Annotated in this window: 25 protein-coding genes and 1 other RNA gene; 22 read left to right on the forward strand and 4 right to left on the reverse strand. The window is 42.1% G+C overall.

The features are described 5' to 3' along the window. Positions 1-152 precede the first annotated feature (152 nt). From C8D98_RS04210 to C8D98_RS04225, 4 genes are all read right to left on the reverse strand, one after another. On the reverse strand, positions 153-1088 hold the full coding sequence (locus tag C8D98_RS04210) for a DUF2971 domain-containing protein (RefSeq protein WP_132872318.1): 936 nt from the start codon (positions 1086-1088) through the stop codon (positions 153-155). Positions 1089-1158: 70 nt separating this feature from the next. Continuing rightward, positions 1159-1507, reverse strand: a transfer-messenger RNA (tmRNA) gene (ssrA, locus tag C8D98_RS04215). Positions 1508-1586: 79 nt separating this feature from the next. After that, a complete protein-coding gene (locus C8D98_RS04220; RefSeq protein ID WP_132872319.1) occupies positions 1587-2132 on the reverse strand; it encodes an NAD(P)H-dependent oxidoreductase in 546 nt (181 codons plus the stop codon). A 47-nt stretch (positions 2133-2179) separates the two neighbouring features. After that, positions 2180-2599: a MarR family winged helix-turn-helix transcriptional regulator gene (locus C8D98_RS04225; RefSeq protein WP_165871182.1), complete on the reverse strand. Its 420-nt coding sequence runs from the start codon at positions 2597-2599 to the stop codon at positions 2180-2182. A 163-nt stretch (positions 2600-2762) separates the two neighbouring features. Between C8D98_RS04225 and C8D98_RS04230 the strand changes: the two genes are divergently transcribed. The 22 genes from C8D98_RS04230 to C8D98_RS04335 all read left to right on the forward strand — a co-directional run bounded on the left by C8D98_RS04230 (position 2763) and on the right by C8D98_RS04335 (position 25199). Then, positions 2763-3239 (forward strand): lytic transglycosylase domain-containing protein, encoded by a 477-nt coding sequence (locus tag C8D98_RS04230; protein WP_186434588.1) that lies wholly within the window; start codon positions 2763-2765, stop codon positions 3237-3239. A gap of 3 nt (positions 3240-3242) precedes the next feature. After that, a complete protein-coding gene (gene galE, locus C8D98_RS04235) occupies positions 3243-4250 on the forward strand; it encodes a UDP-glucose 4-epimerase GalE (RefSeq protein ID WP_132872323.1) in 1008 nt (335 codons plus the stop codon). A 4-nt stretch (positions 4251-4254) separates the two neighbouring features. Continuing rightward, a complete protein-coding gene (rfbA, locus tag C8D98_RS04240; protein ID WP_132872324.1) occupies positions 4255-5142 on the forward strand; it encodes a glucose-1-phosphate thymidylyltransferase RfbA in 888 nt (295 codons plus the stop codon). Positions 5143-5145: 3 nt separating this feature from the next. After that, entirely contained in the window at positions 5146-5694 is a 549-nt protein-coding gene (gene rfbC / locus C8D98_RS04245) for a dTDP-4-dehydrorhamnose 3,5-epimerase (protein WP_132872326.1), read from the forward strand. Continuing rightward, complete coding sequence (gene rfbD / locus C8D98_RS04250) at positions 5694-6566, forward strand: dTDP-4-dehydrorhamnose reductase (protein ID WP_132872327.1); 873 nt, start codon at positions 5694-5696, stop codon at positions 6564-6566. Before rfbC ends, rfbD begins: the two co-directional genes overlap by 1 nt. After that, positions 6553-7626 carry a dTDP-glucose 4,6-dehydratase gene (gene rfbB, locus C8D98_RS04255; protein ID WP_132872329.1) on the forward strand — a complete coding sequence of 358 codons (1074 nt, stop codon included), beginning with the start codon at positions 6553-6555 and terminating at the stop codon, positions 7624-7626. The genes rfbD and rfbB overlap by 14 nt, the downstream gene beginning before the upstream one ends. Next, positions 7623-9650, forward strand: a complete 2028-nt coding sequence (locus tag C8D98_RS04260) for a YjbH domain-containing protein (protein WP_132872330.1) — start codon at positions 7623-7625, stop codon at positions 9648-9650. Before rfbB ends, C8D98_RS04260 begins: the two co-directional genes overlap by 4 nt. An 89-nt stretch (positions 9651-9739) precedes the next feature. Then, positions 9740-10090, forward strand: coding sequence for a hypothetical protein (locus tag C8D98_RS13790; protein WP_186434586.1), 351 nt, complete (start codon positions 9740-9742; stop codon positions 10088-10090). Between the two features lie 89 nt (positions 10091-10179). Beyond that, positions 10180-10614, forward strand: a complete 435-nt coding sequence (locus C8D98_RS04270; protein WP_132872331.1) for a hypothetical protein — start codon at positions 10180-10182, stop codon at positions 10612-10614. Positions 10615-10681: 67 nt separating this feature from the next. Continuing rightward, positions 10682-13618, forward strand: coding sequence for an SLBB domain-containing protein (locus tag C8D98_RS04275; protein WP_132872332.1), 2937 nt, complete (start codon positions 10682-10684; stop codon positions 13616-13618). Positions 13619-13632: 14 nt separating this feature from the next. Next, positions 13633-14256 carry a hypothetical protein gene (locus C8D98_RS04280; RefSeq protein ID WP_132872333.1) on the forward strand — a complete coding sequence of 208 codons (624 nt, stop codon included), beginning with the start codon at positions 13633-13635 and terminating at the stop codon, positions 14254-14256. A gap of 364 nt (positions 14257-14620) precedes the next feature. Further along, positions 14621-15472, forward strand: coding sequence for a Wzz/FepE/Etk N-terminal domain-containing protein (locus C8D98_RS04285; RefSeq protein ID WP_132872335.1), 852 nt, complete (start codon positions 14621-14623; stop codon positions 15470-15472). Positions 15473-15509: 37 nt separating this feature from the next. After that, positions 15510-16703, forward strand: coding sequence for a UDP-N-acetylglucosamine 4,6-dehydratase (locus C8D98_RS04290; RefSeq protein WP_132872337.1), 1194 nt, complete (start codon positions 15510-15512; stop codon positions 16701-16703). Further along, positions 16703-17848, forward strand: a complete 1146-nt coding sequence (locus tag C8D98_RS04295; protein WP_132872338.1) for a LegC family aminotransferase — start codon at positions 16703-16705, stop codon at positions 17846-17848. Before C8D98_RS04290 ends, C8D98_RS04295 begins: the two co-directional genes overlap by 1 nt. Positions 17849-17908: 60 nt before the next feature. Further along, positions 17909-18904 carry an N-acetylneuraminate synthase gene (gene neuB, locus C8D98_RS04300; protein ID WP_132872340.1) on the forward strand — a complete coding sequence of 332 codons (996 nt, stop codon included), beginning with the start codon at positions 17909-17911 and terminating at the stop codon, positions 18902-18904. Continuing rightward, the gene (gene neuC, locus C8D98_RS04305) at positions 18901-20088 is read left to right on the forward strand and encodes a UDP-N-acetylglucosamine 2-epimerase (RefSeq protein WP_132872342.1); all 1188 of its coding nucleotides are present in this window, start codon (positions 18901-18903) and stop codon (positions 20086-20088) included. Before neuB ends, neuC begins: the two co-directional genes overlap by 4 nt. 42 nt (positions 20089-20130) lie before the next feature. Next, the gene (locus C8D98_RS04310; protein WP_132872343.1) at positions 20131-21192 is read left to right on the forward strand and encodes a sugar phosphate nucleotidyltransferase; all 1062 of its coding nucleotides are present in this window, start codon (positions 20131-20133) and stop codon (positions 21190-21192) included. 28 nt (positions 21193-21220) lie between these two features. After that, on the forward strand, positions 21221-22150 hold the full coding sequence (locus C8D98_RS04315) for a Gfo/Idh/MocA family protein (RefSeq protein WP_132872344.1): 930 nt from the start codon (positions 21221-21223) through the stop codon (positions 22148-22150). Continuing rightward, positions 22141-22845, forward strand: coding sequence for an acylneuraminate cytidylyltransferase family protein (locus tag C8D98_RS04320; protein WP_243640906.1), 705 nt, complete (start codon positions 22141-22143; stop codon positions 22843-22845). The genes C8D98_RS04315 and C8D98_RS04320 overlap by 10 nt, the downstream gene beginning before the upstream one ends. Continuing rightward, a complete protein-coding gene (locus C8D98_RS04325; RefSeq protein ID WP_132872346.1) occupies positions 22838-23608 on the forward strand; it encodes an oxidoreductase in 771 nt (256 codons plus the stop codon). The genes C8D98_RS04320 and C8D98_RS04325 overlap by 8 nt, the downstream gene beginning before the upstream one ends. 27 nt (positions 23609-23635) lie before the next feature. Beyond that, the gene (locus C8D98_RS04330; RefSeq protein ID WP_132872348.1) at positions 23636-23944 is read left to right on the forward strand and encodes a hypothetical protein; all 309 of its coding nucleotides are present in this window, start codon (positions 23636-23638) and stop codon (positions 23942-23944) included. After that, positions 23934-25199, forward strand: a complete 1266-nt coding sequence (locus C8D98_RS04335) for a lipopolysaccharide biosynthesis protein (protein ID WP_132872349.1) — start codon at positions 23934-23936, stop codon at positions 25197-25199. The genes C8D98_RS04330 and C8D98_RS04335 overlap by 11 nt, the downstream gene beginning before the upstream one ends. Positions 25200-25203 lie beyond the last annotated feature (4 nt).

Genomic DNA, 25203 nt, shown 5'->3' on the forward strand with positions numbered 1-25203 from the left:
TATACGTTCGCTGTCATGATGCTCAAAGCAGGAGATGAACTGGCTTGGATTCGTGATATGTTGGGACATACTGATTTGAAACAGAGTTGGTTGAAAGGTAGGTGAATTGGGTTGGTAAATCTAAAGGCAGAAGGGGCGTTGCAATATCTGAATTATTTTTGTAGCGGAATTTTTGATTTTATAATTCTCGTTGGTATTCTATCTTTTTCTTTGTCTAATAAGCTTATGCTATATTTAAGTTTATTATGATTTACAAGAGAACCAACTATTATTTCTTTTATTGGCATTTGTTCGTTTTGACTGAGTGTCTTCGCACTTGTATCTAACTCAATATACGGCGTTATCATATTATTTCTTACTCTGAATAATATATCTTGCTTATCAGGCTCATGTGAAAAAATAGACAGAATTATCCTCCACTCTTTTTCTTCTGAGAAAACTGGGTTTTTAATTGTATGTGAAATGTGTTTTAAACAATAAAAAAGATAGCTACTTGAATGTACTATTATAGTGTCTTTTTCCTCGTTTTTTGTTATTAGATATAATGCGGATTTGATTAATTTTAAATATTTAATAATTACTTCAATGACTAATTCTTCTTGCAATTTTCTATCATAGATTACTTTTTTTAAATTAACAAAAATCCATTCTTTTTGACTTAAATCATTCAGTAAAATTGAAGGGTCAAAACCAATTGAAACGCCTTCTCCTTGATTTGCATATCCTTTCCATTGGCTTAAAAGGTCTCCTTTTTCAGAAAAACAAACAATGTAGGTGTTTGTTATTCCATCATCTATAGTTAGAAGGTGTTGGGTCAATTTTAAGACTTTTATTATTTCTTCAGATTTTTCATTTTCTAATAGTTTTGTTATAATTTGTTTTACTATTTTATGTCCATATTGAGTTTCATGACTGTCATTAAGGAATTTGACATTTGTTGCCCATAACTTCTTAGTGCTTATTATGTTTAATAAAGCAACCATGTCTGTGTAATGATAGAGAAGCCTATTGTATTTTACTTTTTCTTTATCATGTGTAATTGAAGCCGCATGTTGCCAAAGTAATTCAGTTACTTCTTCTGATGTCATAGACTACTCTTTTCCTATTAAAAGTTTATCGGCAAATAATCGGCAAATTTCCGTAAACTATTGATAGTAAAAATGGAGGCGGTGGGAATCGAACCCACGTCCGAAGAACTTTCAACCAAAGGCCCTACATGCTTAGTCTATGTATTTGTCTTTTCCCGCCTGCTGAAACACAGACAATTCTACAGGCGGAAGCAGTCCCTAAATTTCACCCCTGAGCCGAGACAATCAAAGGAGCAATCCCACTAGTTGTTTGTGCCCTCAGTCAGACCATGGGCGAGTCTTAACTGAGGACATCGTGCCTTAAGCGGCAGCGAGTGCGTATTCGTCGTTAGCAATTATATGCTTTGGCTTTACTAACGGGGTAACCCCCCCGGCATGCTCCCGTGGCCTACGTTTCCCCGTCGAAACCGTGCGCCCCCGTGAGAAGATACAAAAGCTCCCGCTAGGGGAGCCTTGTTAATGTTACTATATTAAGTAGCACATATTATGCAATAAAAATTACAGTGCCGCAAGTCTTTCCTTTAAGGTCGCCGCCTGAGCAAGGGCTTTTGCGGTTATCTCGTCCTTGTCGCCTGAAACTCCGGGGATATAGGTCATTCCCCATGATATGACATCTTCCATGGTTTCAAGTCCGGTGAATTCCGCAAGGGCTCTCAGCGGCTGGAGCAAAACTGTAAGATAGTTTTGACCTTCGGACTCATAGTCCTTTTCTGAGCCGCCGACAGTAACTGATACCAGAAGTTTTTTACCCCTCAGCCTGTCGCCGCCTGTACCGTATGCGAACCCGTAGAGCAGAACGTCCTCGAACCATTTCTGGAGTGTCGAGGGTGTGCTGAACCAATAGAAGGGGAACTGAAGCACAATGACATCCGATTCGATTATTGCCTTTTGTTCCTCCGCAACGTCAAACTCGCCCTTCATAAGAGTTTCCGCCAAAACTCTGACGCTTACCCCTTCAACCTTCCTCATCTCATCGGTTATCAGTCTGTTTGACAGTGAATTTTCCGGATGAGGGTGTCCCATTACAAAAAGTGTCTTCTTCATGCCTTCTCCTCATAATGCTTGTACAAGCAATTATATTGTATAAAAAATCAAGTCAGCTTTTTGAAAGCTGAAAACATTTCACAGGCCAGTCTGTCTGCGCTTTCTTTGCCCAGTTTGGATGCATAGTCCTCGTAAAGTCCGTTCCAGCATGCCTGAATGGTCTCTTTCATGGCCGTTCCGGCTTCTGTGGGGAGCATGGACGAGTTTTTTCCTGATCTGTCACGGGTAATGTATCCCTCTTTGACAAGGGTGTCCGCAAATCTGGTTATAGTGGATGGTGCAAGCTCCAGAGCCTCCGCCACCGCAGTGGGGTTCAGTCCCGGCTCCTCTATCACATAGAGAAGCAGAAAGGCCGCAGAAGGGCACAGTCCGGTCTTGGCAAATCTTTTATCCGCCATCCTGCCGAGTTCTCTTGCCAGAAAAACAGAAGAGAAATACAGGCAGCCCTGCTCTTTTACATCATACATGCTATCACCATGCTTGTACATACAATGATAACGGAGTGCGTGTCAACAAAAATATAATTGTGAAATATGCAGTGCCTGCATTTATAAATAAACTTCACAAATAAGCCCTGTTTGTGTATAAAATTACATGCGTTTTAAACTGCTGACTATTTGTCTGTCAAAAATGCTTTTTTTTGTTATTCTTTCAGTAAGTCCATTCCTGCAGGCCTTTGCATATGACGAGGAGTGTCTGCAGAGAGCCTCGCTGCGGTATGGCGTGCCTGAGATAGTCATCAGAGCCATAATCGATATGGAAAGCGGCGGAAAGAGGCTTGCAATGAACATTGAAGGTAAGCCCTATTTTCCGGAATCTGATCTGGAAGCCCAGAAAATTCTCGAACAGAACAAGGGTAGAAGTACCGACGTGGGGCTTATGCAGATCAACAGTTTCTGGTTTAAAAAGCTGAACGTGCCCCAGACATACGGCTTTCGTGAGTGTTTCAACATAAATTTCGGTACATGGATACTTGCTTATGAAATTGAAAACCACGGGCTGAATCTGAAAGCGATAGGAAAGTATCATTCCCCTGATAATGCAAAAGGTCGATCATATTCTTCAAGAGTGCTTGATATAATGATAAAAATTCTTAAGAACGGGTAATATATGAAAAAGATTCTTGTAACAGGCGGAGCAGGCTACATCGGCAGCCATGTTGTCAGGCAGTTTGCCGAAAACGGAAACTGCTCTGTGACTGTCCTTGATAACCTTTCCACAGGCTTTGCCTCCACAATAGAAACTCTCAGAAGCAAATACAGCAATATTGAATTCGTTCAGGCAGATCTTTTTCAGTGGGATTTCATAGCCGATTTTATGAGGAATAATAAATTTGACGCTGTGGTTCACTTTGCGGCTTCGCTTATAGTTCCCGAATCTGTCACTGAACCCCTTAAATATTATCTGAATAACACCGCCAACACTGCTAATCTTATCAAATGCTGTGTGGAGTCCGGAACGAACAGGTTCGTTTTCAGCTCAACAGCGGCAGTTTACGGCGAACCGGAGCATGTTCCGCAGACAGGAATAAATGAATTGAGCCTTCTTAACCCTATAAACCCATACGGCAGAAGCAAAATGTTCAGCGAGCATGTCCTTCGGGATACTGCGTCTGCACATCCTGATTTTAAATTTGCGATACTCAGATATTTCAACGTTGCCGGAGCATCTTCCGACGGGCTTATCGGTCAGTCGACCCTGAATGCCACACACCTTGTTAAGGTTGCGGCGGAAACGGCTCTTGGCAAGCGTCAGAAAATGAGCATTTTCGGTACGGATTATAAAACTCCCGACGGAACCTGTGTCAGAGACTATATACATGTAGAGGATCTGGCATCGGCTCATCTGAGGGCTCTGGAATATATTGATGCCAATGGCAGCGACATATTCAACTGCGGTTACGGCCACGGGTACTCTGTCCGTGAGGTGATAGATGTCATGCGGAAGGTCAGCGGTGTTGATTTCAGGGCGGATGAGGCTTCCAGAAGAGCCGGAGATCCTGCTCTGCTTATCTCAGACAGCACAAAAATGAGAGAGAAAACAGGCTGGGTTCCCCGCTATGACGATCTGGAATATATATGCAGAACGGCTTTGGATTGGGAAAAAAAGCTGAGGTGATGCTATGAAGGGAATTATTCTTGCAGGCGGAAGCGGCACAAGACTCTATCCGTCAACAAAAACGATATGTAAGCAGCTGATACCTATTTACGACAAACCGATGATCTATTATCCCTTTTCAACCCTTATGCTGGCGGGGATCAGGGAGATACTCATAATAAGCACTCCCGTTGACATCAGCCGTTTCGAGTCACTCTTCGGAGACGGAAGCGAACTGGGAATGAAGATTGAATATGCTGTGCAGGAGCATCCCAACGGTCTTGCGGAAGCTTTTATAATAGGTGCGGATTTCATCGGGAACGATAACGTCTGCATGGTGCTCGGCGACAATCTTTTCTATGGCAGGGGACTCTCACTGATGCTTAAAAAAGCTGTCAGCGATGTTGAAAACTCAGGCGGTGCTTCGGTTTTCGGGTACTATGTGAACGATCCGGAGAGATACGGAGTAGCCTCTTTCGACAGCGAAGGGAACGTTACCTCCATTGAGGAGAAGCCTCAGAATCCAAAATCCAACTATGCCGTCACGGGTCTTTACTTTTATGACAATAAGGTGGTTGATATCTCAAAAAGCATCAAACCGTCTGCCAGAGGCGAGCTTGAGATAACCACTGTTAACAACGAATATCTGAAAGAGGGCAGTTTGCGTATTGAACTTCTGGGCAGAGGGTTTGCGTGGCTTGACACCGGAACCCACGAAAGCCTTCTCGATGCATCGGAGTTCATACACATCATCGAAAAACGTCAGGGGATTAAGATCGCCTGCGTTGAAGAGATTGCCCGACTCAACGGCTGGATAGATGACAATCAGCTGGAGGAACTGGCAAAGCCCATGATTAAGAATGATTACGGTAAATATCTTATGCAGATAGTAAATAACAATAGAAAAGGCTGATTTATGCCCTTTATTTTTAACAGACTCGACATTGAAGGCGTTGTGCTGATAGAGCCGAAGGTTTTCAGCGATGAGAGGGGTTTTTTCACCGAGACCTACAAACGCTCGGATTTTGCCGCCGCCGGGCTGGACTTTGAGTTCATTCAGGACAACCACTCAAAATCGGTCAAAGGTGTTCTGAGGGGACTCCATTATCAGCTGTCGCCGTTTGCGCAGGGCAAACTGGTGCGCTGTATTCAGGGTGAGATTCTGGATGTGGCGGTGGATATACGAAAGGATTCTCCAACATTCGGAAAATGGAGTGCTGAGAAGCTGAGTGCGGACAATAAGAGAATGCTATATATTCCGGTTGGCTTTGCTCACGGATTTCTGGTTTTAAGCGATACCGCAGAGATAGTGTATAAAGTGCACGGCGGCGAATATGCACCGCAATACGACAGAGGCATCATGTGGAATGATCCGGAGCTGGCAATTGACTGGGGTGTTGCTGATGTCATAGTTTCGGATAAAGATACGAAGCATCCTCTTTTCAGGGATGCCGAGGTTTTTTGATGATATGGCTGACTGGATGCAGAGGGATGCTGGGGCGTGAGCTGGCTCTGGTTTTTGAGCGTGAAGGGCTTGATTTCACAGGAACAGGCTCTGAAACAGATATCACCGATCCCGAAGCTGTCCGGCAGTTTATTGAGAGCAGGCGGATATCGTGGATTGTGAACTGCAGTGCCTACACGGCTGTGGACAAGGCCGAGCAGGAGAGCGAAAAAGCGGAGAGCATAAACAGGCTCGGAGTTCGGAACCTTGCTCTGGCTGCCGAAAAGCTCAATGCAAAAATGATACATTTTTCAACCGACTACGTTTTTCGTGGAGATTCGGGTAATCCATACAGAGAGACAGATGAGACCGGTCCGGTCTCTGCATATGGCCGCACCAAGCTGGCCGGAGAGCAGGAACTGGTAAGCGCCTGTTCAAAATATTTCATATTCAGGATAAGCTGGCTGTATGGTTTATACGGCGGCAACTTTGTCCGCACCATGCTCAGGCTTATGAACGAAAGAGATTCCCTCGGTGTCGTCTGCGACCAGAGGGGTGCGCCGACATATGCAGCCGCACTGGCTGATAACATTGCGATGCTCATAAAATCTGATAAATCGGACTACGGAATATATCATTACAGTGATGATGGGGATATTTCATGGTATGATTTTGCATCGGAAATCTATGAATACGGGAAAAAAGCCGGGCTGATAAGAAAAAACACTGTCATAAGCCCTATAACCTCAGATCAGTATCAGACAGCGGCCGTACGACCCGCTATGTCTGTTTTCAACAGAGATAAGGTCGTCCGTGTTCTGGGCTTCTGCATAAAAGACTGGAAAACTAACCTGCACGAGTATCTGGAGAGAATTGCCAATGAGAACCTTTAAGAATATCATCGTAACCGGTGGAGCCGGATTTATAGGCTCAAATTTTATCCGCTACGTTTTTAAAAATACAGATTTCGAAGGCCGGATCATAAATCTGGACAAACTGACCTACGCCGGAAATGCGGAGAGTCTGGAAGACGTGCGCAGTGAGTATCCTGAAAGATATTTCTTTGAGCACATAGATATATGCGATTTCGATTCGGTGAAGGACTGCATGGAGAGGTACGGGGCAGACTGCATAATCCATTTTGCGGCTGAGTCCCATGTGGACAGATCCATACATGGTCCTGCGGACTTTATCCGAACCAACATCAACGGCACTTTCACTCTCCTTGAGGTTTGCCGTCAGGTCTGGGGGGACAGAAAGGACGTTCTTTTCCACCATGTCAGCACAGACGAGGTGTTCGGTTCTCTCGGAGAAACAGGTTATTTCTACGAGACCACACCCTATGACCCCAGAAGCCCTTATTCAGCATCCAAAGCCTCTTCGGATCATATTGTTAACGCCTATCACCACACATATGGCCTGAATGTTACCATGTCCAACTGCACAAATAACTACGGACAGTTTCAGTTCCCTGAGAAACTGATCCCAGTGATGCTTCTTAACATGCTCGATGAAAAACCTCTGCCCGTCTACGGCGACGGAATGAACATCCGTGACTGGCTGTATGTGACAGACCATTGCAGCGGTGTGTGGGCTGTTGTCTGCAAAGGAAGAATAGGTGAAACCTACAACATAGGCGGCGAGAACGAGTGGACAAACATCAGCCTTGTGAACCGGATGTGTGAGATACTGGCTGAAAAAACCGGTAAAGAAACCGACTATTACAAGAAACTTATAACATATGTGAAAGACAGGCCGGGACACGACAGACGATATGCCATTAAGTGCGACAAGATAAAGTCTGAGCTCGGCTGGAACCAGTCGGTAACGTTCGACGAGGGACTTAATCTCACCGTTGACTGGTATCTCTCCAACAGTAAATGGGTTGAGAGTGTCAGAAGCGGAGAATATCTCAAATGGGTGGAAAAGAACTACGGCGGACGTAATAAGTGAAAAAAATATTAATCTATCTCATAGTATTCCTGACAGCGTGTGCCCCTGCTTTTGCAGATGAGGGCTATTTCAGTTCAACTTCCGATAACGGCCTGACGGGTATTTTCGAAACCCCCACCGCCAGAATCATGGACGAGAACACATTCAGAGTTTTTTATAGTCAGGCAAAGCCTTACAGAAACTACGGTGCTGCCGTGTCTCTTTACGGAAGGCTGGAACTGAGCGGCCGTTTCACCGAGATAATGGGCGATAACATGTCCGAAAGGGATGACGAGTATTGGGCCGGTTACGGAAACTATAAGGATAAGTTCGTTGCGGCAAAGTTCAGACTGAGAAAAGAGAGCAAATATCTTCCGGAGATATCTCTGGGAGTGAGTGATCCGCACGGAACAAAGCTCTATGGAGCACAGTATTTTGTAATGTCCAAACAGCTTTATCCGTTCGATTTCAGTTTCGGAATGGGGCTTGGCAGGCTGGGTGAGAAACAGTTTACCGAATACAGCAAAACGGACATCGCAAAGAACATGATCAACCCCAAGGAATACATAGAGAACGGCAAGCCCTTCTTTAATATAAATTTCAGACCTAATAAGAAGTTTGCCCTGCTTTATGAATATAATCCTGTTGACTATGAAAAGAATACCAACGATCCGGCGGTCAAAAAAGGGCTGGTAAGTTCCGATTCGCCGCACAGCTTCGGTGTGCGCTATTTTGTCGGAAAGAATATGTATCTGACAGGTTCCTACCAGAGGGGAAATACCTACGCATTCGGCGTGACCATGCCATTTGACATAGGCAAACCAATGGTGCCGATATACAATCCCAAACCCTTTTTCACGGATGAAAAGAAGCAGAGCGGTGACGACTATTTCAAAATAAGAGAGGCGCTTTACGGTGCTGGATTCGACCACTACAGTGTAGTCATCGAAGGAAATACCGCTTATATAGACTTCCAGAACAACAGATTCTTTTTCGAATACGACGCACTCAAAATGCTTGTTGACTCCGTTTCGTCCATCAACCCTTCTGTGGAGAATTATGTGTTCACGGTCTCCTCAAGCGGAACTCAGATATATCATTTCCGCATGGATAAGGAGTTGATGAATCTCTATGCAGCAAAGAAGATAACTTTTGACGAGATGTACGATTACATGTACGTCCGCACGGATTATCTCGACCTTCAGGTTCTTAAAGGGGTTAAAAAATATAATGCCAGACCCCACTCATACGGTATCTATCCCAACCTGAACTTCTATATAAACGATCCTTCCGGTTTTTTCAAAGGTGCGATGGGCGTCAGGGCGTGGACAGGTTATGAACTGACCGACAACCTGATGGCTGTGGGCGGTCTTGCTTACTATCCTGTTAACAGCATTTCAACCGTTAACGAAATCGGGCAGGATGCAGTAAGGTCGGATATAGCCGACTACACAGACAATAGAATGATCCTCGATATGGCTCTGCTGGACTATAAGGACAGAATCAGAAATACAGATATCTTTATGAACGTTGAAGCCGGAATACTTGAAATACAGTACACCGGTGTGAATGCCGAAACGGCGGTTCCGTTCTTTAACAATAACCTGCTGCTGGGCCTCAGCGGAAGTTATGTCAGAAAGAGAGACAGTGAGGATATTATCCGCCTTAACGAAAATGATCCATATTACACCGCTTTCGTTAAAGGCAGGGTTCACTTTAAGAAGATAAAAACTTACGTTGACGTTGACGCAGGAAGATTCCTCGCCGGAGATGTCGGCGCAAGAGTGAAAATTACCAAGAAAATAAATGACGTGGAATTGTCAATATGGGCAACTAAAACGAAAACGTCCGGTTTTGATAGTGAGTATAACAGAGGGTATACTGATAAAGGGATAATGTTCACAATACCTTTAAGAGTATTTTCCGGAAAAGATTCGCGCGCTGTCTATTCTCAGAAGTTCGTTCCATGGACAAGAGACGTAGGGGTGCAGGTCAGCGAGTTCACCAACCTGTTTAACTTTATAGACAGGAACTACCAAAAATAGGGTTGACATTCGTTGTAATTGTGCCAAACTGGATAATATAAATATGAAATAACGGCATTGGCTAATACTATAGTTTAAAGAGGTGCAATATGAAAAAGTTTTTAGCATTGGTTATGATAATCGCTCTTCCCGCAGCAGTTTTTGCTGCTGAAATAGTTGTTGCTCAGGCAGCAGGCGGATCAGGAGCAGGTGCTGGCAGCTCAGCAGGCGGAGCAGGTGCAGGAGCTGGAGCAAGCGGAGCGGGCGCAGGAGCCGGAGCGGCAGGTGCAGGTGCAGCAGGTGCAGGCGGTGCAGCAGCAGGTGCGGCAGCAGCAAGTGCAGCAGCAGTCGGCGGAATCACAGCAGGTGCGATAGCAGCAGGAGTTGCGGCAGCAGCGGCAGTGGGTGCAGCAGTAGCAGCATCTTCAAGCTCTTCAAGTACAGCTCACCACGGCAACTAAGATCAAAAAAATGCGGGAGTCTTTCGGGACTCCCTTTTTTTATCATGAAAATATTCATTTTTTCTTTTCTAATCATTTTTTCTTTTCATATGGCATTTGCCAACGAATATGAGCCCCTTGAAAGCTGTGAGGCTTTTTTTGTCAATCTGAAATCCGGAGAATATATTAAAGCATGGGACGGCCTGACAAAAGAATCTCAGAAGAACATTGTTCAGGAGGTCTCAGATTCACTTAAAAAGGCCGGTTATGCCGCCGAGAGTGACAAAGTTTTTCTTACGAACGAATTTAACACCTGCGGCTCAATATGTGTTTCATACTGGAGCACTTTTGTGAAAGCTTTCAATCCCGACATCGTACTAAGGGATTCAGAGTGGAGTCTGGGTGTGTCCAAAAAGAACTATTTCGAGATAGTAATTTTATATAAAGAATCCGAAACTCCTTCCATTTTAAAAATGTTCAGAGAAGACGGCAAGTGGCGTCTGGGTCTGAAAGAGACTTTCTGGGTCAGAAAGCTCTTTATGTAATTCTCAAATTTACTGTAGTTACAATTTATGGTAGTATTGCTCAACTAAACTGATAAAGGCGTGGAGAATGAAAAAAATATTCCTTTTGCTTTTGCTGGCCGTTTCCGTTTGTGCCAGTGCGGCGTCACTAGCAGACGAAGCTCTTTTCAACCAGATAATCAATGCGCAGAAAGATAAACTGGGGATTACCGACAGACAGTCGAACGTTCAGGACAGGAATCTTCAGAACACCGGTCAGACAGGAAATACCCCTCAGAACAATCTTCAGAATGTTCAGACGGGCAACACCACCCCTAATGTTATCAAACAGCCTAAAGAGGTTTTAATATACGGACACGATATGTTCGGAACATCTGATACTGCTTCCGGCAGTTCAAATCAGTTTGTTGCGGATCAGAATGTAAACGTGCCCGACGACTATGTTCTGGGTTCGGGCGATACTGTCAGGCTCCAGTTCTGGGGAAGGACTGCTAAGACAGAGGAGCTTGTTCTCGACCGTTCCGGCGAGGCTTTCTCGGAAACACTCGGGAAGATAGTTCTCGGCGGCCAAACATACGGACAGGCGAAAACAATAGTTGAAAAAATGGTGCAGGGCATGGAGGGAGTTTCCGCCAGCCTTGTTATAAGCAATACAAAGACGGTCAAAGTTCTCGTTTCAGGCGGGGTGAACAAACCCGGATACTACATCATGAACGTATTCGGAAACGTTACTCAGGCCATTGTGAACGCAGGCGGAGTTAAGGATTTTGCCGACATCCGCAGGGTGGCCATCATAAGAAACGGCAGAACTGTAGAAACCATAGACTACTACGAACTTATCAATAAAGGATCCTACAGGCCGAAAATTCAGAAGCTGATGCCCAATGACGTAATATTCGTCCCCAGGACCACAAAAAGGGTGCTGGTTGAAGGTGCGATAAAGAATGAAGCCTATTACGACATAAGAAACGAAAACACCGTAAACGACGTTATACGCCTCGCAGGAGGGCTTGCCTCAAATGCGGTTTCCAACAACGTTGTTGTTACCAGAGTCAACAAGACCGATCTGAAATATACCGTTAAAAGCCTTGATATCAGCAAAGGACGTGATGCCTCATTCAGAGTTGAGGACGGCGATAAAATTACCATCTACGGTCTTAACGATAAAAATCTTAATTCCGTTAAACTCACAGGAAATGTTGTATATCCCGGAAACTATGAGTTCAGGAAAGGTATGAGAATTTCAGATATCATTAAGAGTGTCAGCTACCTTCTTCCGGATACTGAAATGTCCGCATCATACATCGTCAGAAAAGATGTTAAAACCAGCGAAACTGTCATTGTGCCTTTCAGTCTGGACAGAATAATGGAGAGCAAACATTCGGCCTACGACATCGCACTGCAGGCCTATGATGAAATAGTCGTTGTGGGCAAATATACCGCAATGGAGAATATTCATATTGATGTTTCAGGCGAGGTGGTTTCTCCCGGAGACTATGCAGCCAAGAACAATGCAACAGTCTATGAAATGATTGTTAAAGCAGGGGGGCTTACAGCCAACTCTGATAAAAGTGCTATAGAAATAATAAGTTATCTTAACGGAAGTTACTCTTCCGAATATATGGACATCAACAAATCGATGTCTGCCAAAGCTCCTCTTCAGGGATTCATAGTTGTTCACGGAATATATGAGTCGGCTATGCTGAACTATATCGAAATAAGCGGCGATATTATGAACCCGGGCGAGTTTTTCTTCCACAAGGGGATGTCCCTCAGGGAACTTCTGGATAAAGCCGTAAGTCCGGATAAGAAAAACATCCGCTACTCAATTCTTATTTACAGGAAGAACACTGACACCTCAGGAAGCGAAGTCTTCAGCCTCGATCTCAAAAACCTTTCCGATCCGAAAGTTGCTTATACTCTCAAGCAGGGTGACAAAGTTATAGTCAAACAGGTGACTAAAGAGGTTAAAAGATATGTAAACATTGAGGGTGCAGTTTTTGATCCCGGAACTTATCAGTATGCGGACAACCTCACTGCCGGACAGCTTATTACTATGGCCGGCGGACTCAAAGACAGTGCATATTACGATGCCATTGAACTGATCAGAAAAGAAATAGCAGATGGCGGAGTTGAGCAGGAGTTCATCTCCGTCAATAAAGACGAAATAGCCAAATTCAGCCTTATGGCCGGTGACAGACTGGTTGTAAGAGACATCTCGGAATATAACAAAATGGACTATGTAACTCTCAGCGGAGAGGTCAAATTTCCCGGCAGATACCCCATCAAAAAGGGCGAGAAGCTTTCATCCATCATAGAGAGAGCGGGCGGATTCACTGATTTTGCCTATCTGAAGGGTGCGGCGTTCAGTAGAGTCCGTGTCAGGGTGGAAAAACAGAAAATGCTGGATAAAATGATCAGGAATCTTGAAAGAGAGATACTTGTTAATGCCAATGTAGAGGCCATGACTGCCAGCACAACCACAAGCATCGACTCTTCCGAGCTCATGCTTAAGACAAAAGATGAGTTCATAAAATCAATGAGGAATCTGAAGGCCGACGGAAGGGTTGTTCTTAAACTTTCCCACCCCAGACTGCTGAAAGGAAGCTCAAACGATCTGGATCTTGAGAACGGTGATGAGCTTTATATTCCCAAAGCGCCTTCAACTGTGGTTGTTTCAGGTTCGGTGCTCAGCCCCGGCGCATTTGTTTATAACTCTAAAATGGACTGGGAAGATTATATCAAGCTGACGGGCGGACTGCTCTCTCAGGCGGATAAAAAGAATATCTTCATAATGAAGTCCGACGGAACTGCGCAGAAAGCCAACAGCGAAACTCTTGCGTGGTCGCCTCAGAACGACAGGTGGGAGTTCTCATTCTTCAGCAAAACCAACCCCCTTGATCCCGGGGATATCATAATGGTTCCCGATAACTACAATAGAGTTCCATGGATGAGAAATATCAAGGATATAACGCAGATCATGATGCAGATTGCCGTTACAGCCGGCGTTCTGACGAATCTATAAGGTGTTTTATGAAAATGAATCATACATTCTTAATATTAACATTTGTTGCAATAGCATTTTTTGGTCTTTTTGGGATTGGATATGCTCAGAATGGGAACAGCGAAGCTGAAAATAATACGAGCTCAGCCATGAGCTGTGATTCGTATTCCGGCTGTATTTCTCTTGGACTTAAAGAGAGAGGCGCAGGAAAAGAATCTGTTCTGCTGTATTTTTCTGAAAGTGTTAAGGAATCCAGATATAATATCTTTGACAATATCAGTCTCCGTTTGTCCAGCAATACCTGTCCTCCAATTATCAGCGTATATAAAAAGGTTAATAATGTGAATTACATTATGGATGTTTTCACTGGTAATCAGTCTAACGGCTGTGTTAAATATTTTGCAAATGTTACAGGCGACAACAGAGACCGTGACTCTATTGTCGGGCAGTTGGAAGTTACCTATTGTAACGATGATGAACTCTTTGAGAGTTGCAGGCAGGGTATTATATATTCAAGGATTAATTCGTTTAAAAACGAAAAAAATAAAGAACAGATGCCCGGAACTTTTCCGGCACAGAGCCAAAATTTACCCATGGTAAATCAGCAGTCTGATATTTCAAATTATAATGGGAATGGACAGATCCCCCTGCAAAGGTAGTTTTGTAAATGGGTTTTCATGACTTCAGTTTGTACGGGATATTGTTAAATCATTTTCCGCAAGGCGCATTATGTGCAGGAAATCCCATCTTTCAGCAGTCACACCGTATGTGCCGATAACTCAGCTTTTACTTGAATTACAGGATAATTGTCATTCAGTTATCTGATTAAGCTAAATATTGATAGAATAAGTGCAGATATGGACTTTTTTGAGGCATAACAGTTTTAAGTCTATCTTGCCTTCTGTATTGTTGCAGTTGCATAAAGTATTTATGCATAAAAGGTAAATTGAACATTGCGGTGTCCCTTTTATTGACAACTGATATTATTGGAATTATTATCACAATGAATTGGCGGTGCGAGTGATGAACACAGAAAATAGCAGAATTGAAGAGAATGAGATAGATATGTTAACATTGGTATCCATAATCTGGAAACGTAAATTTCTTATTGCCGGACTTGTTTTTCTCGTTTCTCTGGCGACAGTTATATATGTCGTCACTCAGGACAATATGTATGCCTCCACTGCAGTTTTAAAGCCTGTGGAGAGTGCCTCTTCTCCCTCATTAAACGGTTTAGGCACTTTGGCAAGTATTGCCGGCGTCAGTGTCAGCTCCGGTGGTTCTGTCTTCGGAGATCTCAGTGTTCTGCTTAACGACAGAGATTTTTTGGCAGGTTTTATTAAAAAGAATAACCTTACAAAAAAACTGATCGAGGAGACTGCATTTCTGGATACGGAAGAGTTTAAATCAAATGAAAAATTTTACCTGTCAAATCTGATGAAAAAGAATACGAGTTTGTTTGAAGATCAGACAACAAAGTATATTACTATTTCATTTCAGAATAAAAATCCTGCCATTGCTAACAATGTTCTTTCCCTTCTTCTGAAAGATGCCAGCGAAGTTCTCCGGTTAAAACAGCTTGAAAATGTTGACGAAAGGATCGCAAACTATAAATCAGAAATAGACCTTACGAAGGATATAACTTTAAAATCAAAGCTCAGTGACCTTGTTGCAAATCTCATTCAAAGCAAAGTATTAGCAAATGCAGACAAATACTATGGCTTCAGCATAATTTCTGCGCCGTCCCTTCCTGATGCTTTAGATAAGGTTGGACCAAAAAGAGCGCAGATATGTATAATAGCATTTTTTGCCAGCATGGTTTTGTCCATTGTCGGCGTTGTCTGGTATGAGACGCTGAGAAAATCGAAAGCATAAAGGATGGCGAGAAGGCTTTCCGTGGAGTATTCAAAAGATGTCAGAACAGATACTTGAACTGATAGGAAGAAAAGAAGAACTTTTTACAGACGATATATCTCGGTTTGAAAATGAGTTGCAAGAAATCGTCGCTAATTCTACGTTTCTTGTAATTGGAGGCGCAGGCTCAATCGGTCAGGCTGTAGTTAAAGAGATATTCAAACGCAATCCTTTAAAACTTCATGTCGTGGATATAAGTGAGAATAATCTTGCGGAGCTGGTTCGGGATATAAGAAGCTCTTTCGGATATATAAACGGTGATTTTCGCACTTTTGCTTTAGACGCAGGTGCTGCGGAATATGATGCTTTTATCAGGAGCGACGGCAAATATGACTATGTTCTTAACCTATCTGCCCTGAAACACGTCAGAAGCGAAAAAGACCCATATACCCTAATGAGGCTTATACGCACTAACGTATCCAATACGGAGAAGACCGTGATGGATTCAGTTAACAACGGTTCTAAGAAGTATTTTTGCGTTTCAACGGATAAGGCTGCTAATCCTGTTAATATGATGGGTGCTTCCAAAAGGATAATGGAGATGTTCCTGATGAGGCTCAGCACTGAAATTCCCATTTCCACTGCCAGATTTGCCAATGTTGCATTTTCAGACGGCTCCCTGATGTTTGCTTTTAATCAAAGGATTCAGAAGCGTCAGCCCATCGCTGCTCCAAATGATATTAAAAGGTATTTTGTAACGCCTAAAGAATCGGGCGAACTTTGCCTTATGAGCTGCCTGCTTGGAGAGAACAGAGATATCTTCTTTCCTAAACTTAGTGAAAAACTCCATCTGATAACTTTTGCTGAAATAGCGGTTAAGTACCTTTCAATGATAGGTTACGAACCATATCTGTGCTCAACCGAGGAGGAGGCCAGATCGAAAGTTCTGGAGTTGATAGATAAAAAGAAATGGCCGTGTTTGTTTACCACCAGCGACACCTCCGGAGAAAAAGATTTTGAAGAATTTTATACAGATAATGAAATTCTTGATATGGAGCGGTTTAATAACCTAGGTATTATTAAGAATGACTGTATTTACGATGAGGCGGTCATTGACAATTTTAGGAATTCAATAAACTCAATGCTTGCACGTGGAAGCTGGACAAAAAGAGAGATTGTTGATTTATTCAATAAAACCATTCCCGAATTTAAACACATTGAGACCGAAAAGTATTTAGACGGGAAAATGTAATGGCTGATTTTGCTGAGATAACAAACTTTATAAAAAATCTTTTTGGTGACAGTTTTGTTCCTCTGCATGAACCCAGATTCAGCGGGAATGAGAAAAAATATCTGAATGACTGCATTGATTCCACGTTTGTTTCAAGTGTCGGGAAATATGTCGACAGGCTTGAAAAGGATTTTGCGGAATACACCGGTTCCGGCTATTCTGTGGCCGCAGTTAACGGGACATGTGCTCTTCATACTGCTTTAAAAGTTGTTGGAGTAAACTCCGGAGATGAAGTGCTTACACAGCCGTTAACTTTCATAGCTACGGCAAATGCTATAAGCTATTGCGGAGCATCACCGGTTTTTATTGATGTGGATTTAGATACTCTTGGAATGAGTCCTGAGTCGCTTTCAGATTTTCTTAATGCAAATTGCAGCCTTGTCGGTGGTAAATGTGTTAACAGTGCGACAGGCAAAGTTATAAAAGCTTGTGTGCCTATGCATACTTTTGGTCATCCTTGCAGGATAGATAAGATATGTGAGATCTGCGCTGAGTGGCATATCCCTGTCATAGAAGATGCTGCGGAAAGCCTTGGGAGCACATATAAAGGCAGGCACACCGGCACATTCGGCATCTTAGGTGTTTTCAGCTTTAACGGCAATAAAATCATTACGTCCGGCGGGGGCGGGGTGATCGTTACTGATGACGAGCTCCTGGCAAGACGTGCTAAGCATATAACAACAACTGCAAAACAGCCTCATAAGTGGGAATATGTTCACGATGAGGTCGGATTTAACTATCGTATGCCTAATTTGAATGCTGCTCTGTTGTGTGCACAGCTTGAACAGGTTGATGGCTTTCTCAAAAATAAGCGGGAACTTGCAGATATATACAGAAGGTTCTTTGAGACTTCAAATATTGAGTTTTTTAAAGAACCTGATTGTGCGAATTCTAATTACTGGCTGAATGCAGTGATTTTATCAGGATTAAAAGAGCGTGACAATTTTCTTGAATATTCTAACTCAAATGGTGTGATGACACGCCCAATATGGCGGCTTATGAATAAACTCAGCATGTTTTCCGACTGTTTTTCCGCCGATCTTAAGAATTCCGAATATCTTGAAGAGAGGGTCGTCAATATTCCGAGCAGTGCGAGGCTCGGGTGAAGTCCGGAAGAGTTTTGTAATACCTTCTGGAGCCTTTGTTCAGACAGGGAGTGTTTTTAAATGAGCATATTTATAATTGCTGAAGCGGGTGTAAACCATAACGGCGATATTGAGACAGCAAAAAAACTTATTGATGCTGCCGTGGAAGCCGGGGCTGATGCGGTTAAATTTCAGACTTTTAAAGCTGAAAAGATTGTAAGCAGAACTGCCGATAAAGCTGATTATCAGAAAGCGGCAACTGGCTCGGATGAATCACAGTATGATATGATCAAAAAACTGGAACTTGATAAGGAATCGCATTTTAAGCTTATGGAGCATTGCGTTAACAGAAATATTATGTTTCTTTCAACTCCTTTTGATCATGACAGTATAGAATTGCTCAGTGGGATGGGGCTTGAAATATTCAAGGTACCCAGCGGGGAGATCACAAATTTACCCTATTTAAGACACATAGGTAGCCTGAAGAAAAAAGTAATTCTCTCCACAGGAATGGCTGATCTCGGCGAGATAGAGGATGCTCTCAATATTCTTATAGATGCCGGAACTGAAAAAGATAATATAACTGTTTTACATGCCACCACTGAATACCCGTGCCCTCTTGATGAGGTCAACCTCAGAGCTATGCTGACGATAAAGAATGCGTTCAATGTCAGCATTGGTTATTCGGATCACACGAAAGGGATTGAAATTCCTGTTGCTGCCGCAGCACTTGGAGCAGATGTCATAGAAAAGCACTTTACTCTGGATAGAATGATGGAAGGACCTGACCATAAAGCCAGCCTTGAACCGGACGAACTTTGTGCGATGGTTAAGGCGATACGGAATATTGAACTCGCCATTGGGGATGGAATAAAGAGACCCAGCCGGAGCGAGATAAAGAATAAATTGGTTGCAAGAAAGAGTATTGTTGCATCATGCAATATAAAAAAAGGTGATACTCTGTCGTATGATAATGTGACTGTTAAGCGTCCCGGAGGGGGCATCAGCCCTATGAGATGGGACGAAGTCATCGGTTCTGAGGCCGGTAAAGACTATATGCAGGACGAGCTGATATGAGTCGGAAAAAAGTCTGTGTGGTCACAGGCACAAGAGCTGAATATGGTCTTCTCTACTGGCTCATGAAAGGAATAGTGGAAGACCCTGAACTTGAGCTTCAGGTTATTGTGACAGGCATGCATATGAGTCCTGAGTTTGGTCTCACATATATGGATGTTGAAAAAGAATTTAAAATTAACAAGAAGATAGAAATTCTTCTGTCTTCTGATACACCTGTTGGGATCTCGAAATCTATGGGCTTGGCAATGGTTTCCTTTTGTGAGGCATATGAAGAACTCAGACCGGATATCCTTATCGTATTGGGAGACAGGTTTGAAATTTTCAGTGCGGCAGCAGCAGCTGTCCCTGCCAGAATCCCTATAGCCCATCTGCATGGAGGCGAATCTACCGAAGGTGTCATTGATGAGGCTATCAGACACAGCATAACAAAGATGAGTCACTTGCATTTTACGGCTACAGAGGCCTACAGAAAAAGAGTTATTCAACTTGGTGAATCTCCTGAAAGGGTGTTTTGTGTCGGCGGAATGGGCATCGAAAACATCAAGCGACTTAAACTGCTTTCAAAAGAAGAGTTTGAAAAGTCGATAGATTTCAGGCTGACAGACAAAAACTTGCTTGTTACGTTCCATCCGGTGACTCTGGAACAGTCCACGGCTGAAAACCAATTTCTTGAACTTCTTGAGGCAATCAGCTGCCTGGAAAACACACATACCATATTTACAAAAGCAAACAGCGATACCGATGGAAGGATAATTAACTGGCTGATCGATGAATACACAGCTAAGCACAGTGATATATCGGTTGCTTTTAACTCTTTAGGGCAACTCAGATATCTTAGTGCATTGCAGTTTGTTGATGCTGTGGTGGGCAACAGTTCAAGTGGTTTAATCGAAGCTCCTTCATTTAAAATAGGTACAATTAATATAGGCGACAGGCAGAGAGGACGCATAAAAGCGGAGAGCGTGTTAGACTGTAAATCTGAAAAACACGACATACTGAATGCTATAAATACTCTTTATTCAGAAGAGTTTCAGCTTAAATTGAAGAATGTTGCCAATCCTTATGGTGAAGAATGCGCGAGTCGGAATATAATCAATATAATAAAGAAAACTGATTTAAGTAGTATCCTTGCAAAAAAGTTTTATGATCTTGAGTTCAATATCGGAGAGATGTTATTATCTTAAAAAAGGTTATAGGATTTAGTTGAGGATATTCAAGGAAAACTTATGCTTAATGATTTTGCAAAACTGATCATTGACTCTTCTGCAACTGTAAAAGATGCGATGAGAAAACTTGATGAAACATCTTTGAAGATACTTTTTGTCGTTGAAAACGGGAATGTGTTGCTCGGTTCTTTGAGTGACGGCGATATACGTCGCTGGATACTGCGAGACGGACAGCTCAGTGCGACGGTCGGCGAGGTTTGTTTTAAAGAAACTTTCTTTGCTACAGTGCCTTATAATATTGAAGACGTAAAAGACGAGATATACCGAAGAAAAATATTATATGTTCCGGTTGTATCAAAAACAAAAGAGATCAAAGAGTTTCTTATCTGGGATAAGCTCTTCGCTAATATGAAGAGAAATGTTAATGATAAACTTGATGCCGATGTTGTCATCATGGCCGGTGGAAAAGGAACGAGACTTGAACCGTTCACAAAGGTGCTTCCTAAACCTCTGATACCTGTGAACGATAAGACGATTCTTGAGCATATCATTGATAAGTTTCTGGATTTTAATGTTTGTAGTTTTTATATGTCTATAAACCATAAGGCAGTTATAATAAAAGCATATTTTGAAGAGCTCAATCCGCCGTATACCATTACATATATTACTGAGAATAAGCCCCTAGGAACAATAGGTGCTGTTCGGCAGCTAGCTGGAAAGATTGAAAAGGAACTCATTCTCACCAACTGCGATATACTGATAGACGCTGATTATCACGATATACTTGCGAGCCACAGACAGCTCGGAAACCATGTGACCATGGTTGCATCTCTGAAACAGTATAAAATTCCTTACGGCGTATGTGAGATACAGAATGGTGAACTGGTGCGTATGAAAGAAAAGCCGGAATATGATTTTCTGGTTAACACCGGTATGTATGTTATAAATAAAGAGATGCTCGAACTTATTCCGGAAGATACATATTTTGATGCAACTCAGTTTCTTGACAAAGTGAAAGAGAGCGGATTTAAGGTCGGAATTTATCCCATAAGTGAAGAATCATGGACCGATATCGGCGAATGGGCTGAATATCGCAAGGCAGTTTCAAAAATCCAGCTTTAACAGCCGGATACAACTTATGGGAGGACTTTTGAAAGCGCTTATTATCGGTTTCGGTTCCATTGGAAAAAGACATTATGATATCCTTTGCGGTCTTATCGGCAGCGGGAATGTCGGAGTTGTCAGCAGAAGGGAAACTGGCCTTGATAAATCATACGGATCTTTAGCGGAAGTCACCGATATAAATGAATACGGTTATTTTGTTATAGCATCAAAAACCTGCGAACATTTTGAAGATCTCTGTCATATCAATAACTCAGTTGAAGATAAAATCATTCTCTGCGAGAAACCACTGTTTGAAAGATCAAGGAGTATGGTAAGCCTTAAAAATCACGTGTATGTCGGTTATAATCTGCGTTTTCATCCGGTTGTGATGAAGTGCAGGGAATTACTGGGCATATACGGGAAAGTTTTGTTTGTACGCAGTTATGTTGGTCAGTATTTACCTTCATGGCGTCCGGGAACCGACTACCGTGACTCTTACAGTGCTAAAAAAGAGGAAGGTGGCGGCATAATGATGGATTGCAGTCACGATATTGATATTATCAGGTTTCTTTTCGGACGTATCGTTTCTTTCAACGCTTACAACGACAAAATATCAGATCTTGAAATTACTTCGGACGATTATTTTTCAATGATAGGGAGGACGGAAGGTGGAGTGCTTTTTTCACTGAATATGGATTATATATCAAAAAAAGCAGCCAGAGTAATCGAGATTAATACCGAAGAAGCAACCATTGTGGCGGACATCATAGGCAAAACAATAACCTTGACTACAAGAAGCGGTGAAACTGAAATTATGCATTTCCCTGAAATCGATAGAAATACAACTTATACTGCGATGCATGAGTCAATAATTGAAAAAAAGGACAACCATTGTGCGGATTACGCAGATGGATTAGATATTGCATCGATATTCGATAATGTCAGAAAAAATAATCTTAAACAGGTATGGCAATGAAAATATTGTGTACTATTCTTGCTCGCGGAGGCTCCAAAGGCGTAAAAAACAAGAATATTAAATCTATTCTCGGCAAACCTCTTATTCACTATACGATAGAACAGGCGATTGCTTCAGGGTTGTTTACCCATATTGTGGTCAATAGTGATTCAGAAGAAATTCTTAATGTTGCTTCAGAGATAAATGGAATAGACACCGTGATTAGGCCATCTGAGTTGGCAACTGATACCAGTGCGAAGCTGCCTGCCATAATATATACCGTAAATGAAATGGAAAATCGGCACAACACGGTTTATGACATTGTTGTAGATTTGGATTGCACTTCCCCCCTTAGAGATGTTGAAGACATTAAGAATGCATTCGATAGTTTTGCCAGCAATGGTAATTTGAATCTTATAACTGCAATGCCAGCCCGTAGGTCCCCATATTTCAACATGGTGAAACTTGATGAAAATGGCAGTGCGGTACTTGTAAACAGAACAGATTCTCATGTTGTCAGGAGGCAGGATGCTCCTGAGTGCTTTGATATGAACGCATCCATCTATATATGGAAAAGAGATGTGTTGCTGAACAGCACTACTTTGTTTCTGGGTAATACCGGACTGTATGTTATGCCTGAGGAAAGATCCATAGATATTGATACTCACTTAGATTTTGAGTTTGTCGAATTTTTGCTGAGGAAGAAAAATGCTTAAAGATAAGGTAATTGTTATAACTGGCGGTGCAGGCAGACTAGGCATAGAATTCGCTTCAGCCGTTATTGAAAACGGAGGATATGCAGTTATTGCGGACGTGAACGATGAGGTTGGAAATGCGGCTGTATCTTCAATTGCAGAGAAATATAATATCGATCGTATCTTTTTCGTAAACCTCGATATAAGTTCTGTCGAATCTCTTGAAAAATTGATAGACAGTGTTGATAGCAAGTTTAAACGCATAGATGGACTTGTTAACAGTGCCTATCCAAGAAATAAGAATTACGGCAGGCATTTTTTTGATGTTGAATACAGTGATTTCTGTGAGAATGTTTCCATGAATCTTGGTGGATATTTTCTTGCCTGCCAGAAATTTTCGCAATACTTTAAAAAGCAGGGATATGGTAATATTGTTAACATATCGTCAATCTATGGAGTTATTGCTCCAAAATTTGAGATTTACGATAACACACCAATGACAATGCCTGTTGAGTATGCAGCGATAAAATCTGGTCTTCTAATGCTGACCCAGTATATGGCAAAATATTTCAGAGGAATGAATATTCGTGTCAACGCCCTCAGTCCTGGCGGAATACAGGATGGACAGCCAGAGTCTTTTTTGAGTGCTTATAAGAATGTATGCCTTAATAAAGGGATGCTTGACAAAACCGATATCAGCGGGGCACTTGTATTTTTGCTTAGCGAAATGAGTCAGTATATTAACGGACAGAATATTATCGTTGATGATGGTTTCAGTATATAGTATGCTTTATGAGCTTGCAGGTGCATAATGGATAGTATTAAAGTTGCATTGATTGGTGCTGGCCAGCTTGGGAGCAGGCATCTTCAGGCTTTGGCATTCAGCCAAAGCACTACAGATATTTCTGAGACCAAAAAAGATAAGTTAGTTAACTCTGAAGAGGATTATATCAGAGAATATAATGGAAATATCTACGACGAAACTCCAAATAAAGCTATATGCATAGATATTTGTCAATACGGAAGCGATATTCTGCTTGAACACAATATTTACTTGAGTGAGTACAGTAATAAAATTATTGCTGACAAGATTTTTAAAAACGGAAACCATGTTCAATAAACTACTTAAAAACTCATTCATCTATGTATTAGGGGATGTCTTAAACAAGTCGATACCATTTTTTATGCTTCCAGTGCTTACTAGATATCTCACTCCTGAAGACTACGGAACGATTGCCTCTTTTTCAGCACTTGTTTCTGCTTTTGCTGTTTGCTCCGGTCTCAGCGTACATGGAGCTGTTAATGTTAATTTTTTCAGGATAGGAAAAGAAGAGCTTAAGGAATACATAGGGAATACTATAATTATTCTCAATGTTTCAACTTTGGTAATTTTTGCAATTACTTTTGTAGTGAGCCCTATAATCGGTGAAAAACTTAAGCTTCCCACTGAATGGATCTTGATTGCAGTTATTCTTGCATTTGCTCAATTTCTTACAACAATCAATCTTGTGCTCTGGACAGCAGAACAAAAGCCTAAACAATACACGATATATCAGCTTTCTCAGACCCTATTGTTCGCTACTCTTTCGCTGACGTTCATCGTTGCTTTGAAAATGGACTGGAAGGGCCAGTTAATTGCACAAAGTATAGGCACCATCCTTTTTGCGGGTTTCAGCTTTCTTTTTATCATAAAAAGAGGTTACCTAAGATTTAAAATGAACCGTGAGTACATTTCTGACGCTTTAAAATTTGGTATTCCTCTTATTCCTCACCAACTATCAATGTGGCTCAAAACTGGCTCTGACAGGGTAATCCTGATGTCTTTGGTAGGAAGCGCAGAAACAGGCATTTACTCTGTCAGTTATCAGATAGGTACAGTGATTAGTGTTCTTGTGGCGGCATTTAACAAGGCTTGGAGTCCATATCTGTATAGAGTGCTTTCAGAAGAACCTAAAATTGAGACCAAGTTAAAGCTGGTTAATTTTACCTACATATACATGGCGGCAATAGTTGTAATCGCACTTTTATTTTCTCTATCTGGAAAATATCTTATTCCATTCTTTCTTGGAGAAAGATTTGCGTCTTCCATGAAATATCTGGTTTATTTCAGTATGGCATTTGCCTTTCAAGGAATGTATTGTATGGTTGCTAACTATATGTTTTATGCGAAAAAAACAAATCTCATCTCTTATGTTACCTTTACAACTTCTCTACTTCATGTTGCTATGACTTATACATTTACTAAGCTCTACGGGTCGATAGGTGCTGCCTATTCAACTTTGATATCTTATTTTTTGACATTCATATCTATTTGGTATGTTAGTAATAAAGTTTATCCAATGCCTTGGTTTTTTAGAATTAAGTCAAATCAATGAGAGT

Origin of the sequence: Seleniivibrio woodruffii, from assembly GCF_004339245.1 — a bacterium.
Classification (GTDB): Bacteria; Chrysiogenota; Deferribacteres; order Deferribacterales; family Geovibrionaceae; genus Seleniivibrio; species Seleniivibrio woodruffii.

What these genes read in the sequence shown, in the direction of transcription:
- C8D98_RS04325 (WP_132872346.1), top strand. Translation starts at nt 22,838, where the DNA reads ATGCTTAAAGATAAGGTAATTGTTATAACTGGCGGTGCAGGCAGACTA.
- C8D98_RS04285 (WP_132872335.1), top strand. Translation starts at nt 14,621, where the DNA reads ATGAACACAGAAAATAGCAGAATTGAAGAGAATGAGATAGATATGTTA.
- C8D98_RS04225 (WP_165871182.1), bottom strand. Translation starts at nt 2,599, where the DNA reads ATGTATGATGTAAAAGAGCAGGGCTGCCTGTATTTCTCTTCTGTTTTT.
- C8D98_RS04310 (WP_132872343.1), top strand. Translation starts at nt 20,131, where the DNA reads ATGCTTAATGATTTTGCAAAACTGATCATTGACTCTTCTGCAACTGTA.
- C8D98_RS04330 (WP_132872348.1), top strand. Translation starts at nt 23,636, where the DNA reads ATGGATAGTATTAAAGTTGCATTGATTGGTGCTGGCCAGCTTGGGAGC.
- C8D98_RS04275 (WP_132872332.1), top strand. Translation starts at nt 10,682, where the DNA reads ATGAAAAAAATATTCCTTTTGCTTTTGCTGGCCGTTTCCGTTTGTGCC.
- C8D98_RS04320 (WP_243640906.1), top strand. Translation starts at nt 22,141, where the DNA reads ATGGCAATGAAAATATTGTGTACTATTCTTGCTCGCGGAGGCTCCAAA.
- rfbC (WP_132872326.1), top strand. Translation starts at nt 5,146, where the DNA reads ATGCCCTTTATTTTTAACAGACTCGACATTGAAGGCGTTGTGCTGATA.
- galE (WP_132872323.1), top strand. Translation starts at nt 3,243, where the DNA reads ATGAAAAAGATTCTTGTAACAGGCGGAGCAGGCTACATCGGCAGCCAT.
- C8D98_RS04290 (WP_132872337.1), top strand. Translation starts at nt 15,510, where the DNA reads ATGTCAGAACAGATACTTGAACTGATAGGAAGAAAAGAAGAACTTTTT.
- C8D98_RS04280 (WP_132872333.1), top strand. Translation starts at nt 13,633, where the DNA reads ATGAATCATACATTCTTAATATTAACATTTGTTGCAATAGCATTTTTT.
- C8D98_RS04295 (WP_132872338.1), top strand. Translation starts at nt 16,703, where the DNA reads ATGGCTGATTTTGCTGAGATAACAAACTTTATAAAAAATCTTTTTGGT.
- neuB (WP_132872340.1), top strand. Translation starts at nt 17,909, where the DNA reads ATGAGCATATTTATAATTGCTGAAGCGGGTGTAAACCATAACGGCGAT.
- rfbA (WP_132872324.1), top strand. Translation starts at nt 4,255, where the DNA reads ATGAAGGGAATTATTCTTGCAGGCGGAAGCGGCACAAGACTCTATCCG.
- C8D98_RS04270 (WP_132872331.1), top strand. Translation starts at nt 10,180, where the DNA reads ATGGCATTTGCCAACGAATATGAGCCCCTTGAAAGCTGTGAGGCTTTT.
- C8D98_RS13790 (WP_186434586.1), top strand. Translation starts at nt 9,740, where the DNA reads ATGAAAAAGTTTTTAGCATTGGTTATGATAATCGCTCTTCCCGCAGCA.
- rfbB (WP_132872329.1), top strand. Translation starts at nt 6,553, where the DNA reads ATGAGAACCTTTAAGAATATCATCGTAACCGGTGGAGCCGGATTTATA.
- C8D98_RS04210 (WP_132872318.1), bottom strand. Translation starts at nt 1,088, where the DNA reads ATGACATCAGAAGAAGTAACTGAATTACTTTGGCAACATGCGGCTTCA.
- neuC (WP_132872342.1), top strand. Translation starts at nt 18,901, where the DNA reads ATGAGTCGGAAAAAAGTCTGTGTGGTCACAGGCACAAGAGCTGAATAT.
- C8D98_RS04220 (WP_132872319.1), bottom strand. Translation starts at nt 2,132, where the DNA reads ATGAAGAAGACACTTTTTGTAATGGGACACCCTCATCCGGAAAATTCA.
- C8D98_RS04230 (WP_186434588.1), top strand. Translation starts at nt 2,763, where the DNA reads ATGCTTTTTTTTGTTATTCTTTCAGTAAGTCCATTCCTGCAGGCCTTT.
- rfbD (WP_132872327.1), top strand. Translation starts at nt 5,694, where the DNA reads ATGATATGGCTGACTGGATGCAGAGGGATGCTGGGGCGTGAGCTGGCT.
- C8D98_RS04335 (WP_132872349.1), top strand. Translation starts at nt 23,934, where the DNA reads ATGTTCAATAAACTACTTAAAAACTCATTCATCTATGTATTAGGGGAT.